At 60.9% G+C, this 14,128-nt stretch carries 11 protein-coding genes and 1 pseudogene; 7 read left to right on the top strand and 5 right to left on the bottom strand.

The features are described from left to right. Positions 1-300: 300 nt before the first annotated feature. The gene (locus tag M6D32_RS04065) at positions 301-1,716 is read right to left on the bottom strand and encodes a multicopper oxidase domain-containing protein (RefSeq protein WP_366145818.1); all 1,416 of its coding nucleotides are present in this window, start codon (positions 1,714-1,716) and stop codon (positions 301-303) included. A 174-nt stretch (positions 1,717-1,890) separates the two neighbouring features. Here M6D32_RS04065 and M6D32_RS26935 point away from each other — a divergent pair. From M6D32_RS26935 to M6D32_RS04050, 4 genes and pseudogenes are all read left to right on the top strand, one after another. Next, positions 1,891-1,992, top strand: a pseudogene (locus tag M6D32_RS26935) (PadR family transcriptional regulator); the annotation flags it as partial. Positions 1,993-2,021: 29 nt separating this feature from the next. Continuing rightward, positions 2,022-3,248 (top strand): chromate efflux transporter, encoded by a 1,227-nt coding sequence (gene chrA, locus M6D32_RS04060; protein ID WP_298253611.1) that lies wholly within the window; start codon positions 2,022-2,024, stop codon positions 3,246-3,248. Positions 3,249-3,317: 69 nt separating this feature from the next. After that, positions 3,318-4,307 carry a tripartite tricarboxylate transporter substrate binding protein gene (locus M6D32_RS04055; protein WP_298253609.1) on the top strand — a complete coding sequence of 330 codons (990 nt, stop codon included), beginning with the start codon at positions 3,318-3,320 and terminating at the stop codon, positions 4,305-4,307. 33 nt (positions 4,308-4,340) lie between these two features. After that, complete coding sequence (locus M6D32_RS04050) at positions 4,341-5,282, top strand: NAD(P)-dependent oxidoreductase (RefSeq protein ID WP_298253607.1); 942 nt, start codon at positions 4,341-4,343, stop codon at positions 5,280-5,282. A 128-nt stretch (positions 5,283-5,410) separates the two neighbouring features. Here the strand turns inward: M6D32_RS04050 and M6D32_RS04045 are convergent, their stop codons facing one another. The 4 genes from M6D32_RS04045 to M6D32_RS04030 form a co-directional block, all read right to left on the bottom strand. Further along, a complete protein-coding gene (locus tag M6D32_RS04045; protein ID WP_298253605.1) occupies positions 5,411-5,596 on the bottom strand; it encodes a hypothetical protein in 186 nt (61 codons plus the stop codon). Positions 5,597-5,726: 130 nt separating this feature from the next. Continuing rightward, a complete protein-coding gene (locus M6D32_RS04040) occupies positions 5,727-7,268 on the bottom strand; it encodes a SpoVR family protein (protein ID WP_298253603.1) in 1,542 nt (513 codons plus the stop codon). Continuing rightward, on the bottom strand, positions 7,265-8,539 hold the full coding sequence (locus M6D32_RS04035) for a YeaH/YhbH family protein (RefSeq protein WP_298253617.1): 1,275 nt from the start codon (positions 8,537-8,539) through the stop codon (positions 7,265-7,267). Before M6D32_RS04035 ends, M6D32_RS04040 begins: the two co-directional genes overlap by 4 nt. Before the next feature lie 257 nt (positions 8,540-8,796). Continuing rightward, positions 8,797-10,740: a PrkA family serine protein kinase gene (locus M6D32_RS04030; RefSeq protein WP_298253601.1), complete on the bottom strand. Its 1,944-nt coding sequence runs from the start codon at positions 10,738-10,740 to the stop codon at positions 8,797-8,799. 910 nt (positions 10,741-11,650) lie between these two features. On the opposite strand from M6D32_RS04030, the gene M6D32_RS04025 reads away from it, so the two are divergent. From M6D32_RS04025 to M6D32_RS04015, 3 genes are all read left to right on the top strand, one after another. Then, positions 11,651-12,448, top strand: coding sequence for a cyclic nucleotide-binding domain-containing protein (locus M6D32_RS04025; protein ID WP_366145817.1), 798 nt, complete (start codon positions 11,651-11,653; stop codon positions 12,446-12,448). A 94-nt stretch (positions 12,449-12,542) separates the two neighbouring features. Next, positions 12,543-13,034 carry a lipocalin-like domain-containing protein gene (locus tag M6D32_RS04020; protein ID WP_298253597.1) on the top strand — a complete coding sequence of 164 codons (492 nt, stop codon included), beginning with the start codon at positions 12,543-12,545 and terminating at the stop codon, positions 13,032-13,034. Positions 13,035-13,303: 269 nt separating this feature from the next. Continuing rightward, complete coding sequence (locus tag M6D32_RS04015) at positions 13,304-14,029, top strand: hypothetical protein (protein ID WP_298253595.1); 726 nt, start codon at positions 13,304-13,306, stop codon at positions 14,027-14,029. The last annotated feature ends 99 nt before the right edge of the window (positions 14,030-14,128 follow it).

Genomic DNA, 14,128 nt, shown 5'->3' with positions numbered 1-14,128 from the left:
ATAAGTACAGGCCCATCGCGAAACTCCTTTTCGTGCGCGTGGTGGCTCACGAGTCGGGGCGTTTCGTCGATGGGCCACTGCTGGAAATGTCAAACTTCTACTGCCACCCCGGCAGAGCCGGGGGGTCTCCCATTGGACTAGTGCTCCGATTCCGAAGTTCGTATCATATTGCGGCTCCACGTTTACGAACTTCGGAATCAAAGGAGCACTAGCCGATTATATGATTCTAGTGCGGTTTAGAATTTGAAGTTCCTATGACGAGGTTACCGCGAAACTGATAGGAACTTCAAATTCACCGCACTAGACGTAATCTAACAGCGCCATGAAGCCGAAATCCATGTGCAACTGCTGATGGCAGTGAAACAGGGTCTTGCCGGGGTTGTCGGCGACGAAATCGACTTCAGCTTCCTGATAGCCGCCGAGCATCACGACATCCTTCATAATGCCCGAGGTCGTCCTGCCCGCGATGCGCGTCAGTTCGAAACTGTGGCGATGCAGATGCACGGGATGCACGTCGTCGCTGGCGTTGCGCATCTTCAGCCGGTAGCGCTTGCCCTGCTTCAGCCGAAGCATCGGCTCCATCCTGTCCATCGAGAAGGCTGTGCCGTTGATGGTCCACCGGTTGAAGCCGTTGAGCGCCGCGTTGTCCTTGGCGAACATCATCTCGAAGGTTTCATCCGGCGCGCTCGTGGCGCCAGGCTTACCGAAGATCGTATAGTCCCAGCGATAGGGATTGGGCTTGACCCATTTCGGCTTACCTCTCTTGCCTGCATATTCGATCACGACGCCCATGCCTCTGTTGCGATCGTCGTCGGCAAGATCGCCCAGGATCCAGACGCCCGGAATTCGCATCTCGACGATCGCCGAGATGCGCTCGGCGGTGCCGAGCCAGAGCACCGGCGCTTCGGCCGGCTTCGGCACAGGATTGCCGTCGAGCGCCACCACCTCGAAGCGGTGACCGGGCATCGCGAGGCTGCGGATTTCCGTGGCGCTGCCATTGACGATGTGAAACAGCACGCGCTCGCCCTGCCTGACGCGGATCGGCTCACCATGGCCGAGCATGCGGCCGTTGATCGAAAACAGGGTGTATCCGACCTCATAGCCGTGTGGCTTGCCGCCGGCCATCGAGGCTCTGATGGCATCTTCGCCGGCTTGCTTGAGCTTTTCGATCGGCGCCGGGTTCGCCAGAAAATCCGCAGCCATGTCGCCGCCGCGGCTGAGCGTCGGCTGGAATTCCTTCAGCACCAGGAAGATTTCGCGGTCGTGGCTGCCGGCTTCGCGCTTCGGCTCGATGTAAACCGGACCGACCTGCCCGCTATATTGTCCGTTGTCGAGATCGGCGCCTGGCGTCAGGTGCGAATGATAGAACCGCAAGCCGGACGGACCGGGCGTGAAGCTGATCCGCCGCATGCCGTGGGCGGGAATATAAGGCGTGCCTTCTTCCGCCGCGCCATCGACGTCGACGCCCACGGTCTGCCCGTGCCAGTGCAACTGCTCCGGCGTATCCGTGTCGTTGTATATATCGACCACCACCGGCTGTCCCTCCTTCAGCCTGAGCAGCGGCCCCGGAAACCGGCCGTTATAGAGTTTGGTCGAAACGATATGGTCGCTGGCGAGTTCGGCGAGACCATTGGCGATGCGGATGGTGTGATCCGCGTTGCCCTGCGGCGGTGCGCTGCCGGAGGAAGCCGCTGACGGCGTCTCGGCTCTGACCATTCCCGGAACGGCGCCAGCCGCGGCCGCAGCCGCTCCCAGTTTCAACAATGTCCGCCGGCCAAAGGTCATCCGCGCGCTCCTGTCCGGGATTCCGACATCGAATATTGACTCGATATCGAAAGCCGATAGTGAAATCGTTCCGAAGTCCACGGCGATAACGGGATTGGTCAGGGCCTGGAGCATCACGATCCGTTGAGCGGCTTCGTCCGCCTTCCCATTCTGCACCATGCTGTCGAAGGCGAGCGCGATGGCCAATGGACGATCGATGAACTGGCCCGGCCTTCGAAGCGCTCCAGGAGATCGCCATGAGCAATCCCGTCTCGTCTGACACCACAGCCGTGCAAACGCAGGGCTCCGTGGGCGAGGTCTTCTTAGCCTTCCTCAAACTTGGCGTGATGTCGTTCGGCGGGCCGATCGCACATCTCGGCTACTACCGGGACGAACTGGTGATACGGCGGCGCTGGCTGGATGAAGCGACCTTTGCGGACCTCATCGCGCTGTGTCAGTTCCTGCCCGGGCCGGCGTCGAGCCAGGTCGGCTTTTCCCTGGGCGTCCTTCGCGGCAACGGCCTGCTCGGCGGGCTCGCGGCGTGGTTTGCCTTCACCATGCCGTCGGCCTTGATCATGTTCGCCTTCGCCGAGGTCTCCGGCCGCTTTACCGGCCCGATCGCGCAAGGCTTTCTGCACGGGCTGAAACTTGTCGCGGTGGCGGTGGTGTCGCAGGCGATCTGGGGCATGTCGAAAAGCCTCACCCCCGACCGGACGCGAGGCGCAATCGCGCTGGCCGCGCTTGCGGTGGTCGTGCTGTTTCCGGGATCGCTGGCGCAGGTTTCGGCGATCGCGCTCGGAGCCCTTGCCGGGCTTTGGCTGTGCCGCGGCGAAGCCACCGCGATTTCCGGACGGCTGAGTTTTCCGGTGAGCCGGAGTGCCGGCGGCGTCGCACTTGTTCTCTTTGCGCTGCTGCTGTTGCTGATGCCGGCCGTGGCGGCGGCAACAGCCTCGCATGCGCTTGCGATGTTCGACGCGTTTTATCGCTCCGGCGCGCTGGTGTTCGGCGGCGGCCATGTCGTGCTGCCGCTGTTGCAGTCGCAGGTCGTGACGCCCGGCTGGGTCAGCAACGAAGCGTTTCTCGCCGGCTATGGACTGGCGCAGGCGGTGCCGGGACCGCTGTTTACGTTCTCGGCCTATCTCGGCGCGATCATGAATACCCCGCCGAACGGGCCGGCCGGCGCGGCGATCGCGCTGTTTGCGCTGCTGCTGCCGGGGATGCTGCTGGTCTACGGCATGCTGCCGTTCTGGGACGCACTACGCGCCCGCCCCGCCGCGCAAGCCGCGATGCGCGGCACCAACGCCGCCGTGGTCGGCATTCTCGGTGCGGCACTTTATCATCCGGTGTGGACCGCCGCCATCCTGACCCCGCGCGACTTTGCGCTGGCGCTGTTCGGCTTTCTGCTGCTTGTGGTCTGGAAGATGCCGTCCTGGACCGTCGTTGTACTGCTTGCGGCCATCGGCACGATGTCGGCATTGATCTGAAAAGCGCATGGCCGCATCCCGCGGGACGGATTGAATGATCCCGCGCGCCCAACTATCGTGCGCCGCGTCATGAAGATATCCGCTCGTATCCCGCGCCGCCGCTTGCTGGCGTCCCTTCCCGCCCTGCTCGCCGCCCTTGCGGTCCCCGCATCGGCGCAAGCCAAATACCCGGACCATCCTGTCCGCATCGTCGTGCCCTTTGCGGCCGGCGGCGTTGCCGATTCCACCTCGCGCATCGTGGCGGACAAACTCTCGGAAAAACTCGGCCAGCGCTTTTATGTCGAGAACCAGCCCGGCGCCGGCGGCATCATCGCCGCACGGCAGGCGCTCAGCGCCGCGGCCGACGGCTATACGCTGATGCTATTGACCAACGGCACCGCGGTCAGTGTGTCGCTGTTCGAGAAGCTGCCGTTCGATCCGGTGAAGGATTTCGTAGCCGTGTCGAGCCTGGGGTATTTCGACTTCGCCTTCGTCACCAGTACCGCATCCGGCTTCAAGACGCTCGGCGACTTCATTGCCGCGGCCAAGGCCAGGCCTGGCGCGCTCAACGTCGGCACCATCAATGTCGGCTCGACACAGAACCTGTCGGCCGAACTGTTCAAGACCGCGGCCGGCATCGACTTCACGCTCGTGCCCTTTCGTGGCAACCACGACGCGGAAGTCGCGCTGCTCCAGGGCAACGTGTCGCTCGTGATCGACAGCTATTCGGTGCTCCAGGGCAATATCGACGGCGGCAAGCTGCGGGCGCTGGCTTCCTCCGGTGCGGGTCGCTCGGAAAGCACACCCAACCTTCCGACGGTGCAGGAGAGCGGCGTGACCGGCTATGACGTCGTATCCTGGAATGCGTTTTTCGCGCGCGCCGGCACGCCGCCTGACATCATCAAGACGCTCAACAACGCCTTGCAGGAGGTGCTGGCGGACCCCGGCCTCAAGAAGAAGATGCTCACGCTCGGCATCGAGGCGAAGGCGAGTACGCCAGAGGCGATCGAGGGCCGGCTCAAATCCGACATCGACAAGTGGCGGGCGGTGACCGAGAAGGCCCATATTCCGAAGCAGTGACCGCTGCCCAGGAATCGTGAAAGGCAAAGAAACATGACCGCGCCCGCAACCGATCCCAAACAATGGAACGTCGGCCTCATCGGCTATGGCGAGGTCGGCCGCATCCTCGCCGAGGATCTGCGCCGGCAGGAGGTCAAGGTTGCGGCCTTCGACATCAAGCTGCGCAGCGATCAGAACGGGCGATCGTTGCGCGATCACGCCGGGCAGCATGGCGTGGCGCTGACCGCTTCGCATGCCGACCTTGCCGCGCAATCGGATTTCATCGTCTCGGCGGTGACCGCGAGCCAGGCCGTGACGGTTGCGAAAGCCTGCGCGGAAGCCGTGAAGAAAGGGGCGTGGTATCTCGACTTCAATTCGGCCTCGCCCGGCGCCAAGCAGCGCGCGGCGAAGCTGATCGATGCCGCCGGCGCGCGCTATGTCGAGGGCGCAGTGATGACCTCGGTGCCGCCCTACCGCATCAAGGTGCCGCTCTTGCTCGGCGGCGGCGACGCGGCCGCGCTCGCACCGCTGCTGAACCAGTTTGGATTTGCCGCCAGGGTCGCGAGCGACAGGCTCGGCGTGGCGTCGGCCGTGAAGATGTGCCGCAGCGTAATGATCAAGGGGTTCGAGGCCATGGTGATCGAAAGCTTCACCACCGCGCGCGCCTATGGGGTTGAGGATGCGGTGCTGGCGTCGCTGAAGGAGACGTTTCCCGGCATCGATTGGGAAAAGCAGGGCGCGTATTTCTTCCAACGCGTGATCGAACATGGCCGCCGCCGCAGCGAAGAGGTTCGTGAAGTCGCCGAGACCGTGCGCGAGATCGGGCTCGAGCCATGGTCGTCGTCGGGCACCGCCGAGCGCCAGGCCTGGATTGCAGACTTGGCCGACGAAGGCCTGTTCGGCGAGCGTGGCACCAAGGGTTTTGCGCGCAGCGCGGATTGGCGAACCGAAGCGGATCGGATACTCGGCGCGATCAAATCGAAGAACAAGGATTAGCTTCCGGTATTCGGGAAGAGGCAATGGCCTCTCATCCGATTTGCAGCAGTTATCCTCGGGCGGCGCCACGCGCCGACCCGCCGGCAAATCGACCTCTCCCTTCGGGGAGAGGTAAAAGGAGACCGCGCTCAGTGTACCGTTTCGAAGCGGTATTCCTCGCCGTCGTCACCCAACGACATGATGGTATACAGCCGTTGCAACTCTTCCTCGAGGTGCTCGTTCACGAGCATCAGCGCTTCAAGCGCCCCACGCATGTTGCCATCACATGATGCAATGATTTTTTCGATAGCAACTTCAGTCCGCTTGTACGCCATTGGTAGTCCCCTACTAAACACCCGCATGCCATATCCGGGTCGGATTGGGGCAAAATTCGGCGGCACAAGCGAAGATTTGAAGGCGCCCCACAGATATCCCCTGACGAAAATAAGTCGCTAACGGCTGGAGCTATGCGGCAATCGCAAGGGTTCGGGGGCTGACGACGTACTCCTTCAGGACGTTGTCGCGGGCGTCGACCTCAACCAGCGATACGTCATAGGTCCACAGATCAGCGAGATGTTGCAGCACCCGCCTTGCATCCGTCTCGTTGAGTTGGGCGCCCTTCACTACCATGTGGCGAAGCATCAAGCGGCGATCGCCGGCCAGATCGACATCGACTACTTCGATATTGGGATCGATGAAGCCGACGTCATATTGCCGCGCCAGTTCTCGACGGATGCGGCGATAGCCGCGCGCATCGTGGATGGCGTCGACCTTGATGCCTTCGGTGAACTCTGGATCGTCGTGCAGGTGAAACAGGCGCCAGCTTCGGATCAGCTTCGGGGACAGGAACTGGCTGATGAAGCTTTCGTCGCGGTAATTGGCCCAGATTTGGCGCAGCGTCCCCATCGCATCGCCTGATCCGGCGATATCGGGAAACCACTCGCGGTCCTCGTCGTCGGGATCGGTGACGATGCGCTCGATGTCCTGCATCATCGCAAAGCCGAGCGCATACGGATTGAAATCGGAGAAGCGCTGGTCGTCGAATTCGGGCTGGAACACCACATTGGTGTGGGATTGCAGGAATTCGAGGAAATTTCCGTCGGAGATCCGGCCCTGCTCGTGCAGGCGGTTCATGATGCGATAGTGCACATAGGTCGCGGTGCCCTCGTTCATCACCTTGGTCTGGCTCTGTGGATAGAAGTATTGCGCGATGTGGCGCACGATCCGCAAAATCTCTCGCTGCCAGGGGTGTAAACGCGGCGCGGTCTTTTCCAGGAAATAAAGAATATTCTCCTGCGGCAAGCCGAGCAGCGCGCGGCGGCGTTGCGAGTTCAGGATCTCGGCGGTCTTCGCCGGTCCCGACGGCACCGTGCGCCAGAGATCGTTGAACACGCTCTGCTCATGCTCGCGGCGCTCGCGGGCGCGCTTTTCTTCCAGGCGAAGGTCGAGCCCCTTCTTGCCGGGATAGCGATCGATGCCGTGTGACATCAACGCATGTGCGGCGTCGAGCGTAGCCTCGACCGCACGCCGTCCGTAGCGCTCCTCGCAGCTTGCGATATAACCTTTGGCGAAATCGAGATAGTCGAGAATACCGTCCGCGTCGGTCCACTGCCGGAACAGGTAGTTGTTCTTGAAAAAATGGTTGTGGCCGAAAGCGGCGTGGGCGATCACCAGCGTCTGCATGGTCGCGGTGTTCTCCTCCATCAGATAGGAGATGCACGGCGACGAGTTGATCACGATCTCATAGGCAAGGCCCATCAGCCCCTTGCGATAGAACGTCTCGTGGTGCGCGAAACGCTTGCCGAACGACCAGTGCTTGTAGAACAGCGGCATGCCCGAGGACGAGTATGCATCCAGCATCTGCTCGGCGGTGATGATCTCGATCTGGTTCGGATAGGTGTCGAGACCGAGTTCGCCATGCGCGATTTCCTCGCAGGCTTCGTGAATGCGCTGCAGCTGGCGGAAATCCCAATCGGCACCTTCGAACAGACGTTCGTGTGTCGTCATGAGGCGGCCTTTTCCTGGTTCTTCCGGCGCTGAAACAGATCGTGAAACACCGGGAAGATTTCGCCGCGGGTGGCGACCTTGCGCATCGACAGCGGCACGCCTTCGCTGCGCAGGCGCTGGTACAGCGTCCACAGCGAAGAGTCCGGCATCTCGAAGGTCGATCCGTTGGCCTCGCCGACCTCGAGATAGGCGAAGAACTGGCTGACGGGCAGGATGTTCTCGGTCAATAGCCGGCCGGTCAGCGCGCTGTCGGCGAGCGAGTTGTCGCCGTCGGAGGCCTGCGCGGCATAGATGTTCCAGTCGGAGGGCTTGAAGCGCGAGCGCACGATGTCGCTCATCGCCTGCAAAGCGCTCGATACCATGGTGCCACCGGACGCCGGCCCGTAGAAGAACGTCTGTTCGTCGACTTCCTCGGCGCGGTCGGTATGGCGGATGAAGACAATTTCGACATGCCGGTAGCGGCGGGTAAGGAACACATAGAGCAGCATGTAGAACCGTTTCGCGAGGTCCTTCATGTGCTCGGTCATCGAACCCGACACGTCCATCAGGCAGAACATCACCGCCTGCGCCACCGGTTTCGGCACGGTCTCAAACCGCCGGTAACGGATGTCGATCGGATCGATGAAGGGAATGCGCTTGGCCTTGGCCTTTAGCGCCTCGATCTCGGCCAAAAGCTCGGCACGGCGCACTTCGGAGGTCTCAGCTTCGAGCTCCGCTTCCAGCTCCGCGATCTTTTCCGGCCTCGGCCGGCGAAGCGCGACGCGGCGCGCCAGCGCGAGCTGCACGGTGCGGCTGATCGAGATATTGGCCGGCGAACCCGACGTCGAATAGCCGGCGCGCTGCAGGGCCTGGCTCTCGACTTCCGCCAGCTTGCGCTTGGCGAGATCCGGCAATTCGAGATCGTCGAGGAACAGGTCGACAAATTCGTTGCGCGACAGCACGAAGCGGAAGTCGTCCTCGCTGTCGCCCTCGCCGGCTTGCGAACCGCGGCCGCCGCCGCCGTTCGGGCGAGGAAGTACGTCACCTTCGACGAACTTCTTGTTCCCCGACAGCACCCGGTCACGCGTGCCGCCCTCGGTGCGGAAACGAGGCTCATGCATCCCGTCGAGCGGGATCGAGACTTCACCACCCTCCAGGACATCCTTGATGTCCCGGCCCTCGGACGTTTTCTTGACGGCGCCCTGAACCAGCGCCTTGGCACGGCGCAGGAACCGCTGGCGGTTTTCCAGGCTCTTCGAACCTGGATTCAAGCGCCGATCGACAATGAACATCGCCACTAGAAGCTCCGATTCCGAAGTTCGCAAGCTACCACAGCAACCTCCGATGCGAACTTCGGAATCAAAGGAGCTCTAGCAACTTGTATTTTCCAGTGCGGCTTTGAATTTGAAGTTCCCAATACGAATTGGCCGCAACACTGTTAGGAACTCCAAATTCGCCGCACCAGTGTTCACCTTCCGAAGCTCGTGTTGCACTTGCAGCGCCCACCTTTCAAGAACTTCGGAAAGGGCACTGGTGCTGTTGCTCCGCCTCAGCCGGCTTGCTTCACCCGCATGTACCATTCGACGAGCCGGCGGACCTGGCGCTCGGTATAACCGCGCTCCACCATCCGCGCGACGAAATCGCCGTGTTTCTTCTCGGTCTCGCCGTCCTTCTTCGACCCGAACGAGATCACCGGAAGCAGATCCTCGACCTGCGAGAATATACGCTTTTCGATCACTTCGCGGATCTTTTCGTAACTGGTCCAGGACGGATTCTTGCCACCGTTCTGGGCCCGCGAGCGCAGCGAGAACTTGACCACCTCGTTACGGAAGTCCTTCGGATTGGCAATGCCGGCGGGCTTCTCGATCTTGGTCAGTTCCTGATTGAGCAGTTCGCGGTTGAGCATCTGTCCGGTGTCGGGATCCTTGAAATCCTGATCCTCGATCCAGGCGTCGGCGTAGTCGACGTAACGGTCGAACAAATTCTGCCCGTAGTCCGAGTAGGATTCCAGATAGGCCTTCTGGATTTCGTTGCCGATGAATTCAGCGTAGCGCGGCACCAGTTCGGCCTTGATGAACTCAAGATAGCGCTTCTCGATTTCCTCGGAATGCTGCTCGCGCCGGATCGCCTGTTCCAGCACATACATCAGATGCACCGGATCGGCGCCAAGTTCGCTGGTGTCGTGGTTGAAAGTCGACGCCAGTACCTTGAAGGCGAAGCGGGTGGAAACGCCGTCCATGCCTTCGTCGACGCCGGCAGCGTCCTTGTATTCCTGCACGCTGCGCGCCTTGGGATCGCTCTCCTTCAGGCTTTCGCCGTCATAGACGCGCATCTTGGCGAAGGTCGTCGAGTTCTCGTGCTTGCGAAGCCGCGACATCACCGAGAATCGGGCGAGCGTCTCGAGTGTGGACGGCGCGCAGGGTGCGGCGGCGAGTTCGGAGCCGGAAATGAGCTTCTCGTAGATCTTCTGTTCTTCGGTGACGCGCAGGCAGTACGGCACCTTGATGACGCAGATGCGGTCGATGAAGGCTTCGTTGTTCTTGTTGGCCTTGAAGCTCTGCCACTCGGCTTCGTTGGAGTGCGCGAGGATAATGCCGGTGAAAGGGATCGCGCCGATATTCTCACTGCCGATATAGTTGCCTTCCTGCGTGGCGGTGAGCAGCGGGTGCAACATCTTGATCGGCGCCTTGAACATCTCGACGAATTCGAGGATGCCCTGGTTGGAACGATTCAGGCCGCCCGAATAGCTGTAGGCGTCCGGGTCGTTCTGCGCATAGGTCTCGAGCTTGCGGATATCGACCTTGCCGACCAGCGAGGAGATATCCTGGTTGTTCTCGTCACCCGGTTCGGTCTTGGCGATCGCGATCTGGCGCAGCCGCGAGGGCTGGATCCTGGCGACGCGGAAGCGGGAAATATCGCCGCCGAAAGCTTCCAGCCGTTTCAGGCACCACGGGCTCATCAGCCCCGAGAGGCGCCGGCGCGGAATGCCGTATTTCTCCTCGATCATCGGCCCGAGCTGTTCGGGATCGAACAGGCTGAGCGGGCTCTCGAACACGGGCGAGAGTTCATCGCCTGCCTTGAGCACGTAGATCGGGTGCACTTCCATCAGCGACTTCAACCGCTCGGCGAGCGAGGACTTGCCGCCGCCGACCGGGCCGAGGAGATAAAGGATCTGCTTGCGCTCTTCGAGGCCTTGCGCGGCGTGACGGAAGAAACCGACGATGCGCTCGATCGTTTCCTCCATTCCGTGGAAGCCGGCGAAAGCCGGATAGACGCGCATGGTCCGGTTCAAAAAAATACGGCCAAGGCGTGGGTCCCTGGCCGTGTCTATCATCTGAGGCTCACCGATCGCCGCTAGTAGTCGTTCTGGCGCGTTCGCGTATCTCATCGGATCGCCTCGACACGACTCCAGATATTCCGCCATCGACATGTCGCTTTCGCTCCGCGCCTCGAACGATCGGGCGAAAGCATTGAATAGAGAGTCGTTATACATTGAACCCGCTCCTCATCTGGTTGCTTCACCGTTCGAGCGTGTGTGGGTCACGTTCACGTCGTCGAACGCTGACTGTACCGGCCCCGCGAATCAGTCCCCGCGCTTGCCTCCATTGGACACGCGACCGACTCCAAGGGGCAATGCAATACTTGTACTGGACGATCCGTCGTGGATAAAAAAACATCTGAATCCTACGCCGTGTAACCGTATCGCAACATTCCGGATCACTACTGCCATGCTGTCACGCGAAGGATTAACGCATTATTAACGATAATCTGTCCGCCGCTTCGTCAATAATTTTGCGCGACTGGACCGGCGATATCGGGGCACCACGCTTCACAAGCGCGATACCGCCGTTCCCGGTTCTGACATTCGTATGGTATTGCGGCGAACGCGGTTACGAATGTCAGAACCGATGGAATAACGGCGAAAAGGGGCTTGTGGTGCCGTTTCGGATTTGACATTCGCGCATAAAGCGTTCGCGGAGACACTGATGCGAATGTCAAATTCACGGCACCAGCCGCGGCGCGTTGACGCGGCATTCGGAACCAAATCGTTCTTCTCTTTTGTTATCTGCCGATTTTGCGACCGATCACGTCGCGCAGCCTTGCCAGACCTTCCCGCCCTGACCGGCCTTCGAGACGCGCGCGCTATTCTACTAATGGCGAAGACGACCCGCGGGTGAGCGATTTCCGCGAGGCCCGAAGGGGCGAATTATCGGGCCCTAAACCCCTGGATTGAGCCTTGCAAAGCCCTGCAAACCGCCTGCCCCCGGGTTTTTTCGGGGTATAGTCCGCTTGTCGGAATCGACCGCCAGGGTTCGGAGAGACCGCGGCCTCTGCGACTTCGTGGACAGGAATGCCTGAAAACAAGGCGGGACGCGACAAATTTTGTGCAAGGAACGGTCATGATTCCCAGTGCTGACATGTCGACGGTTCTCAACCGCATTCTCGACACCGCGACTGACAATCTGCGGATCGCCAAGATCCTGATCCAGCTCGGGCTTGATCCGAACAACGTCACCTATGACGCGATCTTCAACCGCCTGCTTGAACTCTTCCTCGCCAACATCACGCTCGCCAACCTGCTTGCACTGATCGGCGCGATCTTCTTCGTCGCCACGCTCCTCACCCAGACGATGGTGCCCTTGCGGGTCGCCAACATGATCGGCTGCGCCTTCTTTGCCGGCTTCGGCGCGCTCGCCGGAAACATCACGACGTTTCTGTTGTACCTGTTGATGGTGCCGATCAACGCCTGGCGGCTGCGCCAGATGCTGCAGCTCGTGAAGATGGCCCGAAGCGCCACGCAGGGCGACACCTCGATGGAATGGCTGAAGCCGTTCATGACCGAGCGCAAATATCGCAAGGGCGACGTGCTGTTCAAGAAGGACGACGACGCCGACGAGATGTTCCTCACGGTGACCGGAAATTTCCTGGTCAAGGAGATCAGTGTCGAGCTGCCGCCGGGCCGGCTGATGGGCGAACTCGGCTTCCTCTCGCCCGACAACAAGCGCACCGCGACCGTCACCTGCCTCGAAGACGGCCAGGTCCTCACCATCACCTACGAGAAGCTGCTCGAGATCTACTTCCAGAACCCGCAGTTCGGCTATTACTTCCTGGTACTCACCAGCCACCGGCTACTCGAAAACATCGCGCGTCTGGAGGCCATCATCGCCCAGAACAAGATCGCGCAACCTAGAGCGAACTGAGAAGCGACATGCACAAGCTGCGAAGCGATTAACCAACGCCGCGGCCAGGGCTTTTTTCGAGCGTGGAATGTTTTTCATTTGAAGGACAAACGTCATGCGAAACAGCTTCCTCGTTGTTTTCATTCTAGCGATCGTTTGCGCGCCGATCGGCGCAAAAGCTCAATCGTCAAAGGACATCGTTGGCAGTTGGGGCTTCCTCCTCAACGAGACAACGAAGGCGGACGGCACTAGAGTCGACACGTATGGAGCCAACCCCCAGGGAATAATCATGTTCGACGCCGGCAGCCATTTTGCCCTGTTCATCGCCAACCCGGAGCGGCCGAAATTCGTATCCGGCAGCAGGTTGCAAGGCACGGCCGAAGAGTACAAGGCAGCCGTTCAGGGCTCGATTTCGTACTTTGGAAAATACAGCATCGACGAAACCGCCAAAGCCATCAAATTCCAGATCGAGGCGAGCAGTTTTCCCAATTGGGACGGCGTTACGCAGACACGACCGTTCTCGATTTCCGGCGACGAATTGCGCTTTACAAATTCGTCAGGCTCAAGCGGAGGCAGTGTTCTGGTGGTCATGAAGCGTCTTAAGTGATCGATATCCCCTTGTAACAATGGAAGGCAAGCGGATAGCGGATGGCGTTTGGTAGCCATGCGACGCATCAAACCGGTGAAACGCCATGCTGAAAACTGACGAGATGTTCTCCGGTTCGATTCCGGAAAATTAAGACCGCCACATGGTGCCTGATTTTTTGATCCTCGGCGGCACGATACCCCGCCAGGCTTTCGGCACACGTTATCGTGGCTGGCGCTTAAGCGCGCAATCAGGCAACGATCGCCGGCATCACGGCACAGGAAAGCAGCATGAAGGGATGGCGCGCTCGCATCGGGTTTCTGGTCCCGCCCGGAAATCCGACACTCGAACCGGAGATGATGGAGCTCGCACCGGAAGGCGTCTCGTTGCATTTCACGCGGATGCATGCGGAAGGCCCGGCCGGAACCCACACCGGTCAGGAAGAACGCAACCGCAGCCAGGTCGAAAACCTGCCTGGTTGCGTCAAGCTGCTTTCGATGGTGTCGCCGCGCGTGATCGCGATGGCGCATACGGCGACCAGTTACACGCTTGGAGAAGCGCGCGAAGCCGAACTGGTGCGAGAGATGGAAACGTTGAGCGGCGCCCGCTTCATCACCGCCTTTGGCAGCGTGCTCGCGGCGTTCGCACAGCTCGGCGCACGGCGCGTGGCCTATGCGACGCCCTACTCCGCCGAAATGACGGCGCGCGGCCGGCAGCACCTGGAAACCTGCGGATTGACGGTGGTCTCTTCCGGCCATCTCGCCGATGTACGCAACATCTATGAAGAGACCAGCGAACGTGCTTACGCGATCGCGCGGCAGGTCGACCGTCCCGAGGCCGATGTGATCTTTCTCTCCGGCGTCGGCATGCCGACGCTGGATGCCCTGCAACCGCTTGAAGCGGATACCGGCAAGCCGGTGATCTCGGCCGCGTCCGCCATGATGTGGCACGCGCTGCGCACCGCCGGCGTCAACGCCGGCATCAAGGGCTACGGCAAGCTGCTGGAAGGCGGTTAGGCGCCAAACTTGCCGGGAGCTTCCGCGTGACGGCGTACCGGCGTGCAGGCTCCGCCGCGCGTCTCGCGCTTACCATCGCAAAGAATGTCTGGAACCAAT

The sequence above is a fragment of the Bradyrhizobium sp. genome (genome assembly GCF_027307225.1).
Classification (GTDB): Bacteria; Pseudomonadota; Alphaproteobacteria; order Rhizobiales; family Xanthobacteraceae; genus Bradyrhizobium.
Note: the sequence above shows the minus strand (reverse complement) of the source record. Positions and strands in the feature narration are given on the sequence as shown.

Bases quoted from the DNA above. Each gene is read 5' to 3' on its own strand.
- M6D32_RS04045 (WP_298253605.1), bottom strand. From the start codon at position 5,596: ATGGCGTACAAGCGGACTGAAGTTGCTATCGAAAAAATCATTGCATCA.
- M6D32_RS04040 (WP_298253603.1), bottom strand. From the start codon at position 7,268: ATGACGACACACGAACGTCTGTTCGAAGGTGCCGATTGGGATTTCCGC.
- M6D32_RS04050 (WP_298253607.1), top strand. From the start codon at position 4,341: ATGACCGCGCCCGCAACCGATCCCAAACAATGGAACGTCGGCCTCATC.
- M6D32_RS04055 (WP_298253609.1), top strand. From the start codon at position 3,318: ATGAAGATATCCGCTCGTATCCCGCGCCGCCGCTTGCTGGCGTCCCTT.
- M6D32_RS04065 (WP_366145818.1), bottom strand. From the start codon at position 1,716: ATGGTCAGAGCCGAGACGCCGTCAGCGGCTTCCTCCGGCAGCGCACCG.
- M6D32_RS04030 (WP_298253601.1), bottom strand. From the start codon at position 10,740: ATGTATAACGACTCTCTATTCAATGCTTTCGCCCGATCGTTCGAGGCG.
- chrA (WP_298253611.1), top strand. From the start codon at position 2,022: ATGAGCAATCCCGTCTCGTCTGACACCACAGCCGTGCAAACGCAGGGC.
- M6D32_RS04035 (WP_298253617.1), bottom strand. From the start codon at position 8,539: ATGTTCATTGTCGATCGGCGCTTGAATCCAGGTTCGAAGAGCCTGGAA.
- M6D32_RS04020 (WP_298253597.1), top strand. From the start codon at position 12,543: ATGCGAAACAGCTTCCTCGTTGTTTTCATTCTAGCGATCGTTTGCGCG.
- M6D32_RS04015 (WP_298253595.1), top strand. From the start codon at position 13,304: ATGAAGGGATGGCGCGCTCGCATCGGGTTTCTGGTCCCGCCCGGAAAT.